Here is a 15,719-nt window from a genome sequence, read left to right on the forward strand (position 1 = left end):
TTGAAGTTCATTTTAGAAGGCGAGAAATCGGGTTTGACTCCTCTCGACGGGTTTGTCAGGCTCACGTAAAAGACGCAAAGGGCAAATCATGCCCAAAGGACGCGAGGAGACCAAGTCGTGAGCACCCCATCCATCGTCATCGCCAGCGCAGCCCGCACCGCCGTTGGCTCTTTCAACGGCGCTTTTGCCAACACACCGGCACACGAACTGGGTGCGGCCGCCATCAAGGCAGCGCTTGAGCGCGCCGGCGTCTCCCCAGCGGAAGTCAACGAAGTCATCATGGGTCAGGTGCTGCCGGCCGGCGAAGGTCAGAACCCGGCCCGCCAGGCTGCCATGAAGGCCGGCATCCCGCAGGAAGCCACCGCGTGGGGCCTCAACCAGCTCTGCGGCTCAGGGCTCCGCGCCGTCGCACTCGGCATGCAGCAGATCGCCACGGGCGACGCCTCCATCATCGTGGCCGGCGGCATGGAATCCATGTCCATGGCGCCCCATTGCGGGCATCTGCGTGGCGGCACCAAGATGGGCGATTTCAAGCTCATCGACACGATGATCAAGGACGGCCTGACGGACGCCTTCTATGGCTATCACATGGGCACGACCGCTGAAAACGTCGCCAAGCAATGGCAGCTGACCCGCGACGATCAGGACTCCTTCGCCGTCGCTTCGCAGAACAAGGCGGAAGCTGCCCAGAAGGCCGGCCGCTTCAAGGACGAGATCGTTCCCTTCACCATCTCCACCCGCAAGGGCGACATCATCGTGGATGCCGACGAATATATCCGCGCCGGTGCCACCATCGACGCCATGACCAAGCTGAAGCCCGCCTTCGACAAGGAAGGCACCGTGACCGCCGGCAACGCCTCGGGCATCAACGATGGCGCAGCCGCCACTGTACTCATGTCGGAAGCCGAAGCCGGCCGCCGCGGCATCAAGCCGATGGCCCGCATCGTCTCCTGGGCCACCGCCGGCGTCGATCCGCGCATCATGGGCACGGGCCCGATCCCGGCGTCGCGCAAGGCGCTGGAAAAGGCTGGCTGGTCGATCAACGATCTGGACCTCGTCGAAGCCAACGAAGCCTTCGCCGCGCAGGCTTGTGCCGTGAACAAGGACCTCGGCTGGGATCCATCGATCGTCAACGTCAACGGCGGCGCGATCGCCATCGGCCACCCGATCGGCGCATCGGGTGCCCGCATCCTCAACACGCTGCTCTTCGAAATGGCCCGCCGCGGCTCCAAGAAGGGCCTTGCCACGCTCTGCATCGGCGGCGGCATGGGCGTCGCCCTCTGCGTCGAGGCGATGTAATCGACCGGCAACGGCTCGACCGACAGGCCCGCGACCCCGGGAAGGTCGCGGGATATAACAAAATCCATAAGCTTCCGGAGGACTATCATGAGCAGAGTCGCACTCGTCACAGGGGGCTCGCGCGGCATTGGCGCGGCCATTTCCATCGCTCTCAAGAATGCAGGCTACAAGGTTGCCGCCACTTACGCCGGCAATGACGAAGCCGCCGCCGATTTCACCAAGGTGACCGGCATCCACACCTTCAAATGGGACGTTTCGGACTACGAAGCCTGCGGCCATGGCATTGCCAAGGTGGAAGCCGAGCTTGGCCCGATCGACATCCTCGTCAACAATGCCGGCATCACCCGCGACGCCATGTTCCACAAGATGACGCCGCAGCAGTGGAAGGAGGTCATCGACACCAACCTCACCGGCCTGTTCAACATGACCCATCAGGTCTGGGGCGGCATGCGCGACCGTTCCTTCGGCCGCATCGTCAACATTTCCTCGATCAACGGCCAGAAGGGCCAGGCGGGCCAGACGAACTATTCCGCCGCCAAGGCCGGCGACATCGGCTTCACCAAGGCGCTCGCCCAGGAAGGCGCGATGAAGAACATCACCGTCAACGCCATCTGCCCCGGCTATATCGGCACGGAAATGGTGCGCGCGGTGCCGGAGAAGGTGCTCAACGAGCGCATCATCCCGCAGATCCCGGTTGGCCGCCTCGGCGAACCGGAAGAAATCGCCCGCTGCGTGGTCTTCCTCGTCAACGACGACGCCGGCTTCATCACCGGCTCGACGATCACGGCCAATGGCGGGCAATATTTCGCCTGATTGATGAGGCTGTGCCGGCCGTGCCCTGGGGCACGGCCGGCACGACAACAGGAAGCCGTTTCTCGGCTGCGCCGCCCCCTCATCCGCCTGCCGGCACCTTCTCCCCGATGGGGAGAAGAGGCAAGAGCCGCAGCGTGCAAGGACCGCCTCGCCCCTTCGGGGAGAGGTCCGCCGAGCAAAGCGGAGGCGGGGTGAGGGGGGAGCCGCAGGAAACAAGTTCACATGTTGTCGATTGATGCGTCGCCGGAGGCGGCGTTCAACGCCCAGTGGCCAATAGGCGACAGCGCATGAAGCCTCACGCGTCAGCCAGATAGGCCTTCGCTCCCTCGACCATCTCCGGCGGCAGCGGCGTCGATTTGCGCGCCACGAGATCGAACAGAATGGTCACGGCGGTGATTTCCGCCGACAGCGTACCCTTCTCCGAATTGTACATGGCATGATGCGTCGTCAACGACGTGCGCCCCACCTTCAGGAACCGGCTGCGGATTTCGAACAGGCTGCCCACCGGCAACTCGTCGATAAAGTCGATCTCGTAGCGCCTGTCCGCCCAGCCGCAGTTCCGCTCTTTCAGCCAGGACGGCTTGTAGCCGATCGCGGCCACCAGATGCCAGCCGGCCTGATCGAACGCGCCGATATAATGCTGCACGTTCATATGCCCCATGACATCGCATTGCACCGGATAGACGACGCCACGATAGGTGACGAGTTCCATGCTGACCTCCCCTGAACTCACCTGATTCTCATTGCTCCAAGCAGAAATCAGAACCCTCGCACCCGCAAGCGCAAAGGTTAACAAAAGCGCGGTCAAGAGGCTTTGCGCGGACTCAAATCTATGGTTAACAAATTGTTTTTCCACCACATATTGCGGTGAACAAACCAAGAAGACGGCAAGGTCGGTGATTCGTCGGTGATTCGTTCCCGCTTTGGTTCGGAGCTCCAAAAGTTAACGTGAGAGATAACTTACCGAAAGGTGAAGGCCCCCCGGCAAATCGTTAACGCGACACGGTCGCGTCGCGGAAAACAGAACGCCTCCGAATCGTTTCTATGTCCGAAGCTCGAGCCGAACCACCACATCTTGTGGAGAACGCAACGGGAACAAGAACACATCTCTGATTCGTCGATGATTCGTTCCGGCTTTGGTCGAGGTGTTAACGCCAGTGCTGAAATCGTGCGGAATTGGCCCAAATTAACAGTCTGTTAACCATAATTTCCAAATCGTCTTGCCAGGCCTTTTCGTCGATTCTCAGGCCCGGCTTAGAGTCGAATCCGGATTCGCCGTGACGATTCACGATCTGGATGGGAATCGGCGAATCTCTCTACATCTGGTATGGAACATAAAAGGAACGCGCACAAGTCATCGATTCGTCTCCGATTCGTTCCCAAGCTGTTCCGAGGCTTGCGGAACGCCGCCTGAGACGCCATCTGCAGGCCAGCCGCAATCGCCTTCGCCCTTGCACTTCAGCGCCCAAGCGGGCATGTCTCTCAGCACGAGAGTGAAGCAAGGCCGGCCAAGCCGGGAACAAGAACGACGTGACCATCCAGCCCATGATCCTGAGCGGCCGCGGCGTGACCGCGGTGCTTGGACCGACCAATACCGGGAAAACCCATTTCGCCATCGAGCGCATGGTTGCGCACGGCTCCGGCGTTATCGGCCTGCCGCTGCGCCTTCTGGCGCGCGAGGTCTATACCCGTGTTGCCGAGCGCGTCGGGGTTGCCAATGTCGCCCTCGTCACCGGCGAAGAGAAGATCTCGCCACCCGGCGCGCGCTTCACCGTCTGCACGGTCGAGGCCATGCCGCGCGAGACGAAGGCGGCCTTTGCGGCGATCGACGAAGTTCAGCTCGCCGGCGATCTCGAGCGTGGCCATATCTTTACCGACCGGATTCTGCATCTGCGCGGCCGCGAGGAAACGTTGTTTCTCGGTGCCGCGACCATGGCCCCGATCCTCAGCCACCTCCTGCCCGGCATCACCATTGTCGAGCGCCCGCGCCTGTCGCAGCTTCTCTATGCCGGACAAAAGAAGATCACGCGTCTCCCCGCCCGCTCGGCCATCGTCGCCTTCTCGGCGGAAGAGGTCTATGCGATTGCCGAGCTCATCCGCCGCCAGCGCGGCGGTGCGGCTGTCGTGCTCGGCGCACTGAGCCCCCGCACCCGCAACGCCCAGGTCGGCCTCTACCAGTCCGGCGATGTCGATTTTCTCGTCGCCACCGACGCGATCGGCATGGGCCTGAACCTCGATGTAGGCCATGTCGCCTTCGCGCAGGACCGCAAGTTCGACGGCTATCAGTATCGCAATCTCAATCCTGGCGAGATCGGCCAGATCGCCGGCCGCGCCGGCCGCCATCTCAATGACGGCACGTTTGGCGTCACCGGCCAGGTCGCGCCGTTTGACGACGAACTGGTGGAACGGATCGAGGCGCATGTCTTCGACCCGGTGAAGGTTCTGCAATGGCGTTCCAAGGCCGTCGATTACACCTCGATCCGCGCGTTGCAGGAGAGTCTGAATGCTGCGCCTGCCATCAGCGGCCTGACCCGTGCGCTTCCAGCCGTGGACCTCCAGGCGCTCGACTTCCTCGCCGCCCTTCCAGAAATCCGCGATCTCGCCGACCGGCCTGCGCGCGTCGAAACGCTGTGGGAGGCCTGCGCGCTTCCCGATTACCGCCGCATTGCCCCCGCGCAGCATGCCGACATCATTTCGACGATTTATTCCGATCTGGTCCGCCGCGGTCATGTCAACGAGGACTACATGGCCGAACAGGTCCGCCGCGCGGACCGCACGGACGGGGAAATCGACAGTTTATCGGCGCGCATTGCGCAAATCAGAACTTGGACCTATGTGTCGAACCGTCCGGGATGGCTTGCCGATCCGACACACTGGCAAGAAAAGACGCGCGAAATCGAGGATAGGTTATCCGACGCGCTGCATGAGAGGTTGACGAAACGCTTTGTTGATCGCAGGACATCTGTGCTCATGAAGCGCTTGAGAGAGAATGCGATGCTGGAAGCAGAAATCAGTGTAAACGGTGACGTCTTCGTTGAAGGCCACCACGTCGGACAGTTGGCCGGTTTCCGGTTCACACTGGCAAATGCGGCGGAAGGCCAGGAAGCCAAGGCGATGCTGTCGGCAGCGCAGAAGGCGCTCGCGCTGGAATTCGAAGCGCGCGCCGCACGTCTCCACGCCGCCGGCAATGGCGATCTGGCGCTGACCTCGGAAGGCGTCGTGCGCTGGCTGGGCGATCCCGTCGCGCGCCTGACCTCGACCGATCACATCCTGCATCCCCGCGTGATCCTGCTTGCTGACGAGCAGCTGACCGGTCCGGCACGTGATCACGTCGCCGCCCGCATCGAGCGCTTCGTCAATCATCATATCGCAACGGTGCTGAAGCCGCTGGATGATCTGTCCCGCGCCGAAGACCTCGAAGGTCTGGCCAAGGGCCTGGCCTTTCAGCTCGTTGAAAATCTCGGCGTTCTCTTCCGCCGTGACGTCGCCGAAGAGGTGAAGTCGCTGAGCCAGGAACATCGCGCGGCGCTGCGCAAGCTCGGTGTCCGCTTTGGCGCCTACCACGTCTTCATGCCGGCACTCCTGAAGCCGGCCCCGGCCGAACTCATCACGCTTCTCTGGGCGCTGAAGAACGACTCCATGGACAAGCAGGGTTACGGCGACCTGATCCCGGTGCTGGCCGCTGGCCGCACCTCGGTCGTCACCGACCAGAACATCGATCGCAATTTCTACCGTCTCGCCGGCTTCCGCTTCCTTGGCAAGCGCGCCGTCCGCATCGACATTCTGGAACGCCTTGCCGACCTGATCCGTCCGCTTCTGCAGTGGAAGCCGGAGACGGGCAAGCGCCCCGACGGGGCCTATGATGGCCGCCGCTTTGTGACGACACCGGCGATGCTCTCCATTCTGGGCGCCACGCTGGACGACATGGAAGAGATCCTCAAGGGTCTCGGCTACCGCGCCGACAGCGTGACGGCAGAAGAAGCCGCAAGTTTCCTCGCGGCACAGGACGCCAAGGCCGCTCCGGCAGAGGGTGCGGCAGCGCCCGCAGCCGCGGAAGCATCGGCCGAAGACGACACTGCCGACAGCGATGCCGGTCAGGAGCAGGAAGAGCAGCCCGCAGAGGCTGCCGCTCACGCAGAAGCCGCACCGGTAGAGGCCGCCGCTGCCGAAGCCACTCCGGCAGACGCCGCAGCCGCTGGCGAAGCTTCCGCCGAGGAAACCGCGCCCAAGCCGGTTCTGCTGTGGCGTCCGGGTGGCCGTCATGAGCGCGAGCCGCGTCAGAACGCCGGTCCCCGCCGCGACAACCGTGGTCCCAGAGACCAGAACCGCGACCAGAACCGTGGCGAAAATCGCGGTGAAGGCAGAGGCGAAGGCCGGGGCGACCGCAACCAGGGTGCAAACCGTGGTGGCAACCGCGATCGCGCCCAAGGCGAAAGAAATCAGGGCGATCGTGCCCAGGGCGACCGCAAGGAACAGCGCTTCGGCGGTAAGCCCGGTGGCAAGCCGCATCGCGACCGCGACGAGAACCGTCACGGCGGTGGTGGCAAGCCCCAGCATGATCGCAATGACCGCAACAAGGTCATGAGCGCCGCTCCGCCGCGCAAGGAAAAGCCGATCGATCCGGATTCGCCCTTCGCCAAGCTCGCGATCCTCAAGGACCAGATGAAGAAGTAACGCATGTCGCGCAAAAGTGTGCAGCGGTTTTGCGATAACGACATGCCTCAAACAGGAATGTAAGGCGAAGCCGTGATGTCGGAGAGCCAGCCACTCGTTGCCGCGCGCCAGCGCATCGACAAGTGGCTATTCTTCGCGCGTGTCGCCAAATCGCGCTCGCTCGCCCAGACGCTCGTCTCCGGTGGCAAGGTCACCGTCAACGGCCAGCGCATTGCCCAGCCCTCCGTCCAGGTCAAGCCGGGCGACATGGTTGCCGTGACGCTGGAACGGCGCGACGTCGTGCTGAAGGTGGTTGCTGGTGGAGATCGCCGGGGACCTTATGAAGAGGCGAAACTTCTCTATGAAGACCTCTCGCCACCCCCGCCGCCGAGAGACGCGATAACCCCATTCGAACAGGCCCAGCGCGCCGTGGGTGCGGGGCGCCCTGAAAAGAAGGACCGCCGCGCCATCGACCGGCTGAAGCGCGGGCTTGTCGACACCGACTGACGATTGGAAATTCATGCTCGCAATTGCGGCAATTTCGGCGGGTTTTGCGCTTGCAATGGCATTTTAAAGCCGTTACCTGACGTCTCGAAACAGATGGCGTCGATTCATTTGAAATCCGCCGGTTGAACTGGAGTGCCGCATGACCTATGTCGTGACTGACAATTGCGTTCGCTGCAAATACACGGATTGCGTCGAAGTATGCCCGGTGGATTGCTTCTATGAAGGCGAGAACTTCCTCGTCATCCACCCGGACGAATGCATCGATTGCGGCGTCTGCGAACCGGAATGTCCTGCAGAGGCCATCAAGCCCGACACGGAGCCGGGCATGGAAAAGTGGCTGAAGGTGAACACGGAATTCGCCTCGATCTGGCCCAACATCACGGTCAAGCGCGACCCGATGCCGGAAGCCGAAAAATATGACGGCGAAGAAGGCAAGTTCGAGAAGTACTTCTCGGCCGAACCCGGCCAGGGCAACTGAGCCCGCACAAGGGTCCCGTACGGGCACGAGAGCATGGCAAATCACGGCGGGCGCTGCCTCATGAGGGGCGGCTGCCCCGAACTGCTTTCGGTTGCCATATCAAATCGTTGATTTCCTCAGTTTTTTGTGATAGGGTACTAAGACTGACCCAAACGCGTGAACTTGCACGCGCCAACCACCACGAAAGCAACTGATCCTGAAAACGCGATCAAACATCTGAAAAGCAACCGTCGCGTTGCTCAAAGGTTTTTTTGCGTTGAGGGAGATTGTTTTTGCGCCCGGCTGATGGGCCAGCCAGTGCCAACGACGGCCTTGCCGTCTACCCGGGCCGAACTGACCCGGCCTTGGGCTTTCGACAAAGCCCGGGGGAAAACAGGGAGTTTTTTTGACGCATGACGACCCAGCAGAAAAAACCGGCAGCAATCCGACACGGCTTCAAGACGGGCGAGTCCATCGTGTACCCCGCTCATGGCGTCGGTCAGATTGTGACTATTGAAGAGCAGGAAGTGGCGGGCATGAAGCTCGAACTTTTTGTCATCGATTTCGAGAAAGACAAGATGCGGCTGAAGGTTCCGGTCGCCAAGGCCGTCAGCATCGGCATGCGCAAGCTTTCCGAGAACGACAGTGTCGAAAAGGCTCTGAAGGTTGTTCAGGGCAAGGCGCGCGTAAAGCGTACCATGTGGTCGCGCCGCGCGCAGGAATATGATGCCAAGATCAATTCCGGTGACCTGATCGCGATTGCCGAAGTCGTGCGCGACCTGTACCGCGCTGAAAACCAGCCGGAACAGTCCTATTCAGAGCGTCAGCTGTATGAAGCGGCCCTCGACCGCATGGCGCGCGAAATCGCTGCCGTGAACCGCACGTCCGAAACGGAAGCCGTGCGTCTCGTCGAGACCAACCTCAACAAGGGTCCGAAGCGTGGCAAGGCCATCGAAGAGGACGACGCGCAGGAGGAAGAAGAAGCCGCATAATCTGCGAAGCTTCTCTTTGGAAAGCTCAAAGCCCCGGTCGAAAGGCCGGGGTTTTTGTTTGCCGTGAAGGCAGTAGCGTCCGCGGCAGAACCGCTGCCTACTCCGAAATGATCTTGAATTTGTCGCCGGGGCGCACGGGGCTGAAAGCCGTCATCGCGTTGAGCAGGCGGAAGAGGTCCGCCTTGCGGTCCGTTCCCATCATGCGGGCGGAAAGCGTATCGACCGTATCCTTCGGCCCGGCCGTAATGACGCGGACACGCAGCGGCTTCAGCGAGGCGATTTCGCTTGGCGTCATGCGCCGGAAAGAATCGCGGATTTCGCCGGCAATATCCTCCAGCTTCGGATTACCCTTCGGCACCGCCGTCAGGAACCGATAGATCTGCGTGCCGGAACGAATGACGGTCACGTCGAAGTCCCATTTCTGCGCCGAGGCACGAGCGGTCGCGGCATCCATGCCATTGACCTTGATGGCGCGGATCGAGCCCTTGTCGAGGCCCGTCACCCAGCCGCTGGCAATGTAATCGGTGAGCGAAATCTGCTGCTGGCCCGAGACGCCGTCAAAGCGCACGGCAATGTCGCCGGGACCGGTCGCCAGCACCGCTTCCGCCTTGTTGTCGATCTGGAACCCTTCCGGCACGTCGAACCGGATGCCGAGATTGGCATGCAGGAAGGTCGTGCCCCGCACATAGCCTTCCTTGGGGCTATCGCCGAAGAGCAACCCGTCAATCCCGGCGAGATAATAGTCGCGTCCCTTGTCTCCCACCGTGCCTTCCTGGCCGAAGGCGCGGGCGTGCTGGCGCGCCAGCTCGACGCGCTGCGGCGCGCTCGGATGGCTGGACAGGAAGTCGAGGCTCTGGTCTTCACCATTGACGGCGGTGAAGCGGCCGTAATTCTCCATCGAGGTCAGGAAGCGGGCGGCGGCGTAAGGATCGTAGCCCGCCTCGCCCAGCATGCGCACACCGATTTCGTCGGCCTGGAGTTCCTGATTGCGCGAGAAGGCGGCCAGACGAAGCTTGCCGCGCGCAATCGCCTGCTGGCCGGCCACGTCATTCTGCAGAACTTCCGAAACGACCTGGCTTGCGATCTGCTCGGCCTCTTCCTTCTGCTGACGCAGAATGCCGTGATTGGCGGTGACGTGGGCCATTTCATGCGCCAGCACGGCAGCGACTTCCGAAGCGTCATTGGCCAGTGCCAGAAGCCCGCGTGTCACATAGAGATAGCCGCCCGGCAGCGCGAAAGCGTTGATGGCCGGCGAATTCAGAATGGTGATGCGATAGGACTGTTTCGGGTTCTCCGAAACGGCCGTCAGGGAGCCCGCAATGCGGGCTACAAGCTTTTCCGTCTTCTGGTCGGTATATTCACCACCATAGGTCGCCAGAATCCGCGGATGCTCGCGCGCACCCATCGAGGCGTTGGGATCGTTCTTCTGCGCTTCGGAAAAGACCTGCGGATTGCTGGAGGGACCGATCGCATTCGCGCTCGAGGCCGTATCGGCAACAATGCTCTGGCACGAGGAAAGAGCAATGCTCAGGCCGAGCATGACGACAAGCGGCGCGCGTCTGGCGAAGCCCGCGGGCAGTTGACGCGCCCTGACGCCTTCAGCAAACAAAAACAATGCTTTGCTCATCTCGTTCCGCATTCCCGCCTGAAGCCGGCTTGCCTTGTCTCGTGGCGACCCGTTCTTCGCTTTCGCAGCATGGCAAGCCCGGTCTAGCCGATTGACCCCCGGTTGCATAGAGTTTTGCACAGAAAAATGTCGCAGATTTGCCCGGCTGTTGCAGAGCCGCATCGCATCTCAACTCGCCGGAAGTGTGGCGCTTAAGCGTCACCCTCGTGCGGTCAACATCGGCAGGTCGGCGATCTGGCCCTGCCCGGCGACATGGCCTGCCTCAACCATGGCAAACCGGTCGGCAAGCCGCCTCGCCTCTTCCCGATCATGCGTGATCATCAGGACCGTAAAGCCCTCCTGGCGGTGCATGGCGGCAAGCAGTGCACCCATCTGGTGGCGCAGCTCGGGGTCGAGCGCGGCAAAGGGCTCATCCAGCAGCATGATCGGCCGCTTGCGCACCAGCGCCCGGGCAAAGGCCGCCCGCTGCTTCTCGCCGCCGGACAGCGTCGCCGGCATGCGCTTTTCAAAGCCGGCAAGCCCGACGCGGGAAAGCGCATCGGAAACGGCCGCGCGCGCCATATCATCCAGCTGCAGCGATGGACTGACGCCCAGCGCGACATTGGTGAAAATGTCGCGATGCGCGAAGAGATTGTTGTCCTGGAAGATCAGCGAGACAGGCCGCTTGCCCGGCGGAACCGCCGCCATGTCTTCGCCACCAAGAAGAACACGCCCCGCATGCGGCCTCTCAAAGCCGGCCAGAATATTGAAGAGCGTACTCTTGCCCGAACCGGAAGGCCCCGTGACAGCCACGAAAGCGCCCTCCGGAACCGCCAGATCGAAGCTGAACCGATGGTCGCCGAGCGTGAGACCGGCGCTGGAGAGCTCAACCGCCTTTGTCATCGTCCCGCCTCCCCGCGCCGCCGCTCGGACGGCGTACCGAGCACGGCAAAGGCCATGCAGACGGCGGCGAGAATGAGCGTCAGCGCCGCCGCATCCGTGGTGCGATAGCTGCCGAGCCGCGCATAGATCAGCCAGGGCAGCGTCACGAAGCCTTCGCCACCAAACAGCGCCACAGCCCCCAGATCGCCAAGCGATAGCGACAGCGCGAAGAAGAAGGCCATCAGGAGCGGCCGCGAAAGCGCCGGCGCATCGATGATGCGAAGCCGCTGCAGGCCGCTGAGCCCAAGGCTTTGCGACAGCCGCCGCGTCCGCTCGACATGGCTGCGCACCGCCGGCTGCAGCACACGCAATGCAAAGGGCAGCGCCATCAACGCATTGATGATCGCGACAAGGATATAGGGCGCGAAGCCGTCGCCGCCCCTGAGCCAGAGGAACCAGCCGGTCGAAAGCACGATGGGCGGCGTCAGCAGGATCAGCGATCCGCCCGCATCCAGCCATCCGGCAAAGATGCGGGAGCCAGTGGAAACACGCGCCATCGCAATCAGCCAGGAGAGCAGAAGCGCCAGCAACGCCGCCGAAAGCCCGAGCACAGCGCTCGTCTGGAGCGCCCGCCAGAACAGGCGGTCGGCGAGGAGATGCGGGAAATCCGCACGAAGGCCATCGACCAGGATCGCCACGAAAGGCGCGCCGCAGAACAGGAGGAAGGCGACGATGACCGCGCCATCCCAGAGCTTTGAGGCAAGTGACCCGCCATCGAAGCGGCGCAGCTCAGTCCCCTGCTGCGCCCGCTCCTCGGCAGGCGCCGGAAAGGCAGCGAGGAAGGCAAGCACCAGTCCGGTCAGCACGACCTGCACCAGAACCAGAAACACCGCCCGCCCCGGCTCGAAATCGAATTTCAGCGCCTGATAGATCGCGACTTCCAGCGTCGTGGCGGCCGGTCCGCCGCCGAGTGTCAGGACCAGCGTGAAACTGGTGGCGCAAAGCATGAAGATCAGCCCCGCCACGCCCGGCAGCGCCGCCATCAGCGCCGGCCCCTCGACGAGGCGAAACAGTGCCACGCGCCCGAGATCGAGATTGGCAGCGAGTTTCCAGTAGGTCGGCGGAAAGCGATCGAGCGCGGCGGTGAAGAGCCGCGCCGCCAGCGGAATGTTGAAGAAGGTGTGTGCAATCAGGATGCCCGTCATGCCGTAAACATTGAACTTCGTGCCGAGGTCGAAGAAAGATAGCACACTATTGAACGCACCTTCCCGCCCCCAGACCGCCAGCACGCCGAAAGCAGCGGCAAGCGCGGGAAGCCCCATCGGCGCGGCCATGAAGCGCAGCAACCACACCCGGCCCGTGAAACTCGGCCGCCGCGCCACGGAAAGCGCGACGACGGCTCCAAAGAAGACGGAGAGCAGCGTAGACAATGAGGCCTGCCAGAGCGTGAATGTCAGCACGCTCGCAAGCTGTTGATCGATCCCGCCTGCCCCGCCGAAGCGGAGAAGCGGCGCCAGCGCCAGCGCGACAAAGCCGAGAATGAAGGCGAGCGCTATGGCTCCGCCGATCCGCTCCCCGCTTATGCCGCGCCGCGCATGCATCAACGATCCTTACTTGGCGCCCATGGCGGCGACCCATTCATCCACCCAGGCCTTGCGGTTCTTCTGCACCTCTTCCGGCGACATGAGGAAGGTCTTGGCCGGCTGCACCAGCTTGTTGAAGGCGTCCGGCAACGGCTGGTCCATCTTGGCGGCGGGCAGCATCCAGTTGGTCGTCGGGATGATGTCCTGGAAGGCGGGGCTCACCATGAAGGACAGGAAGGACTTGGCGAGCGCAGGGTCCTTGGAGGTCGCCGTCATGCCGGCCACCTCGATCTGGATGTAATGGCCTTCCGAGAAGCTCGCCGCCTGATAGCGCGAGGTCTTCTCTTCCATCTCATGATAGGCGGGCGAGGTCGTGTAGGAGAGCACCATCGGCGCTTCGCCCTTGGTGAAAAGACCATAGGCTTCCGACCAGCCCGGCGTCACGGTCAGCACGCGCTTGGACAGCTTCTTCCAGGCGTCACCCGCCTTGTCGCCATAGACCGATTTCATCCAGAGCAACAGCCCGAGACCCGGCGTCGAGGTGCGCGGGTCTTCAATCACGATCTTCTCGTCCGGATTGCCGTTGACCAGTTCGTCCAGGCTCTTGGGCGGCGTTTTCATCTTCTCGGTGTCGTAGACAACGGCGAAATGGCCATAGTCATAAGGCACGAACACGTCATCCTTGAAATTGCCCGGCACCTTGACCGCAGCGGCATCGATCCCGCTCGGCGCGAAAAGCCCTGTCGCCTTGGCATCCGCAACCAGCCCGGTATCGAGACCCAGAACCACATCGGCCTTGGTGTCCTTGCCTTCCAGCTTCAGCCGGTTGAGCAGCGCCACGCCGTCCTCCACCGAGACGTAATTGACCGTGCAGCCGCAGGTCTTCTCGAACGCCGCCTTGACCTTCGGCCCCGGACCCCATTCAGCGGTGAAGCTCTCGTAAGTATAGACGGTGAGCGTCTTGCCGGCCGCAAATGCCGATGTCGAGGAAAGAAGTGCGGCGAGAGCCGCCAGAAGAACTGTCTTGCGCATCTGCGCCTCCTTGGTTTCGAATACAGGGGAAGAGGCGCTTGATCGCGAGCCGTCTAATCCCTCCGCCGGTGCTAACCGGATCAGGTTCTTCGGGTTGGCATTGAAGCCTCTCAGCCGTTTCTCACGAAACAGCACCCCGTTAGAGCAGTTTGACATTTAAGGGTTGGCGGGAATTGTGACAAGGTTTTTGTGGGGCGGGCGTCACATCCAATCTCCCCCCTTGAGGGGGAGATGCCCGGCAGGGCAGAGGGGGTATGGTGCGGCATCCTCGGCCGTCATTCGCGTTCTTCCGTGTAGCACCCCCCTCTGTCAGCTTCGCTGACATCTCCCCCTCAAGAGGGGAGAGTGGCCTTGCGCCACGCCAAAAGCCTCGGGAAAAACCTCTCCCGAGTTCCGCTCCGGCCTTAACGCCTCCGCCCCTGTCTGAGGACATCAGCTTCCGGAGAGCCACGCTGACGCGCCGCCCAGTTGGTAGTTTAAAAAGTACGGCGGAGCGCCAGCGCGACCCGTCGAGATCTGCAAGGCAGGACCGCATCCGATCCTGATCCTCAAGCGCGGGCCGCCTCGCTAAACCGCCTGCGGAGGCAGACGGGTTCTCAGGCGTTGCCTGGCCGCCGAGCTATTCGCAGCCCATCGGGGGAGTCGTTTCGAGGGATGTGTCAGATCCACCGCCGCCCGCGCCCCCTGATGACATCCGCCGCACGTTACGATGGACATCATCAAGCTCTCCTCCCGCCTGAGCCAACCGTCGCTGGTCCATCCGGTGACGGGAGGGGTATAGGATAAGGCTTGTCGGAGAGAGCGGGGAAATTGAGGGATCAAATTTTTCTGTCAGGCTCACTTGAGGCACCCTTGGCAGATCCCAAAGGCCGTCATCCTCCGGCTTGTCCGGAGGATCTGCTGACGAAGCCAAGCAATCGACGGTGCGGCGTGCATTCGGCGTGGTCAGATCCTCGGGACAGGCCCGAGGATGACGGAGGAGAGGGTGCGGCTTAACCTCTCCCCTAGCGGGAAATGAAGGAAAATCAGAAACTTATCGGAAAGCCAAGTGCTAGATTTTCCAGGTGAGGGGGCCGTTTTGTCCCCGGCATTCGCCGCAAATCCCCCTCACCAAGCCCGCCAAGCCAATCGCCCACGGCTCTTGGGGCGAGCTATCCTCTCCCACAAGTGGAGAAGACAAGCACCTTCCGACACACACCTCACGCTTTACCCTTCCGGGCGGCCCGGTTTTCCGCTATCAGCGCCAGTCATGAGCCTTTTCACCATTCTTCTTGCCGGCGACCTCGCCATCACCGACCGTCTGGCCGCCCAGGTGGCCGGCACACGCGTGATCGCAGCCGATGGCGGAATGCGGCATGCGCGGGCGCTTGGCCTGACGCCCGAACTCTGGGTCGGCGACTTTGATTCAGCCCCTGATGCGCTGCTTGACCAATGGCAGGGCATCGAGCGCCAGCCCTATCCGCGCGCCAAGAACGCCACCGATGGTGAGATCGCGGTCGATACGGCGATTGCCCGGGGCGCGACGTCGCTCGTCATTGCCGGCGCGCTGGGCGGCGAGCGCACCGACCATGCCGTGATGCATCTGCTGCTGGCGCTCTCGCTCACTGAACGCGGAATCCCGACGCTGCTGACAACCGGCGAGGAAGAGGCGCAGGCCCATCTCGGCGGCCAGATGCAGATCGATCTGCCGAAGGGCGCGCTCTTCTCGATCCTGCCGTTTTCCGCGCTGTCGGGCCTGACGATCGAAGGCGCGCGCTATCCGCTCGATCGCGCGGAGATCGACAGCGGCTCGTCGCGCACCGTTTCCAATGTCGCCGAAGGTCCGGTGACAATCACGCTTCAATCCGGCCGCGCGATGGTGATCGCAAGGCCCGCAGACATGTCTGGAGGCTAAG

General features: G+C 62.5%; 12 protein-coding genes and 1 riboswitch. Of the genes, 7 read left to right on the forward strand and 5 right to left on the reverse strand.

What is annotated here, in order from left to right; translation table 11 throughout:
* Positions 1 to 117: 117 nt before the first annotated feature.
* Complete coding sequence (locus LQK83_RS11305) at positions 118 to 1,299, forward strand: acetyl-CoA C-acetyltransferase (RefSeq protein ID WP_230837512.1); 1,182 nt, start codon at positions 118 to 120, stop codon at positions 1,297 to 1,299.
* 87 nt (positions 1,300 to 1,386) lie between these two features.
* Complete coding sequence (locus LQK83_RS11310; protein WP_230837513.1) at positions 1,387 to 2,112, forward strand: beta-ketoacyl-ACP reductase; 726 nt, start codon at positions 1,387 to 1,389, stop codon at positions 2,110 to 2,112.
* A 295-nt stretch (positions 2,113 to 2,407) separates the two neighbouring features.
* On the opposite strand, the gene LQK83_RS11315 is transcribed toward LQK83_RS11310, so the two are convergent.
* Positions 2,408 to 2,824: an acyl-CoA thioesterase gene (locus tag LQK83_RS11315; RefSeq protein WP_230837514.1), complete on the reverse strand. Its 417-nt coding sequence runs from the start codon at positions 2,822 to 2,824 to the stop codon at positions 2,408 to 2,410.
* An 833-nt stretch (positions 2,825 to 3,657) separates the two neighbouring features.
* On the opposite strand from LQK83_RS11315, the gene LQK83_RS11320 reads away from it, so the two are divergent.
* The 4 genes from LQK83_RS11320 (at position 3,658) to LQK83_RS11335 (ending at position 8,721) form a co-directional block, all read left to right on the forward strand.
* Positions 3,658 to 6,786 (forward strand): helicase-related protein, encoded by a 3,129-nt coding sequence (locus LQK83_RS11320; RefSeq protein ID WP_230837645.1) that lies wholly within the window; start codon positions 3,658 to 3,660, stop codon positions 6,784 to 6,786.
* Between the two features lie 72 nt (positions 6,787 to 6,858).
* A complete protein-coding gene (locus LQK83_RS11325; protein WP_230837515.1) occupies positions 6,859 to 7,272 on the forward strand; it encodes an RNA-binding S4 domain-containing protein in 414 nt (137 codons plus the stop codon).
* A gap of 139 nt (positions 7,273 to 7,411) precedes the next feature.
* The gene (gene fdxA, locus LQK83_RS11330; RefSeq protein ID WP_230837516.1) at positions 7,412 to 7,750 is read left to right on the forward strand and encodes a ferredoxin FdxA; all 339 of its coding nucleotides are present in this window, start codon (positions 7,412 to 7,414) and stop codon (positions 7,748 to 7,750) included.
* A gap of 392 nt (positions 7,751 to 8,142) precedes the next feature.
* A complete protein-coding gene (locus LQK83_RS11335) occupies positions 8,143 to 8,721 on the forward strand; it encodes a CarD family transcriptional regulator (protein ID WP_230837517.1) in 579 nt (192 codons plus the stop codon).
* 97 nt (positions 8,722 to 8,818) lie between these two features.
* On the opposite strand, the gene LQK83_RS11340 is transcribed toward LQK83_RS11335, so the two are convergent.
* From LQK83_RS11340 to thiB, 4 genes are all read right to left on the reverse strand, one after another.
* Positions 8,819 to 10,261 (reverse strand): M48 family metalloprotease, encoded by a 1,443-nt coding sequence (locus LQK83_RS11340; RefSeq protein WP_269065514.1) that lies wholly within the window; start codon positions 10,259 to 10,261, stop codon positions 8,819 to 8,821.
* Positions 10,262 to 10,546: 285 nt separating this feature from the next.
* The gene (locus LQK83_RS11345; RefSeq protein WP_230837519.1) at positions 10,547 to 11,230 is read right to left on the reverse strand and encodes a thiamine ABC transporter ATP-binding protein; all 684 of its coding nucleotides are present in this window, start codon (positions 11,228 to 11,230) and stop codon (positions 10,547 to 10,549) included.
* Entirely contained in the window at positions 11,227 to 12,810 is a 1,584-nt protein-coding gene (locus tag LQK83_RS11350) for a thiamine/thiamine pyrophosphate ABC transporter permease ThiP (protein ID WP_230837520.1), read from the reverse strand. The genes LQK83_RS11345 and LQK83_RS11350 overlap by 4 nt, the downstream gene beginning before the upstream one ends.
* A 9-nt stretch (positions 12,811 to 12,819) precedes the next feature.
* Positions 12,820 to 13,824, reverse strand: coding sequence for a thiamine ABC transporter substrate binding subunit (gene thiB, locus LQK83_RS11355; protein WP_230837521.1), 1,005 nt, complete (start codon positions 13,822 to 13,824; stop codon positions 12,820 to 12,822).
* A gap of 40 nt (positions 13,825 to 13,864) precedes the next feature.
* A riboswitch (TPP riboswitch) is annotated at positions 13,865 to 13,973 on the reverse strand.
* A 1,100-nt stretch (positions 13,974 to 15,073) separates the two neighbouring features.
* Between thiB and LQK83_RS11360 the strand changes: the two genes are divergently transcribed.
* A complete protein-coding gene (locus LQK83_RS11360) occupies positions 15,074 to 15,718 on the forward strand; it encodes a thiamine diphosphokinase (RefSeq protein WP_230837522.1) in 645 nt (214 codons plus the stop codon).
* Position 15,719 lies beyond the last annotated feature (1 nt).

It is taken from the genome of Rhizobium sp. C1, assembly GCF_021026335.1.
Classification (GTDB): Bacteria; Pseudomonadota; Alphaproteobacteria; order Rhizobiales; family Rhizobiaceae; genus Ensifer_A.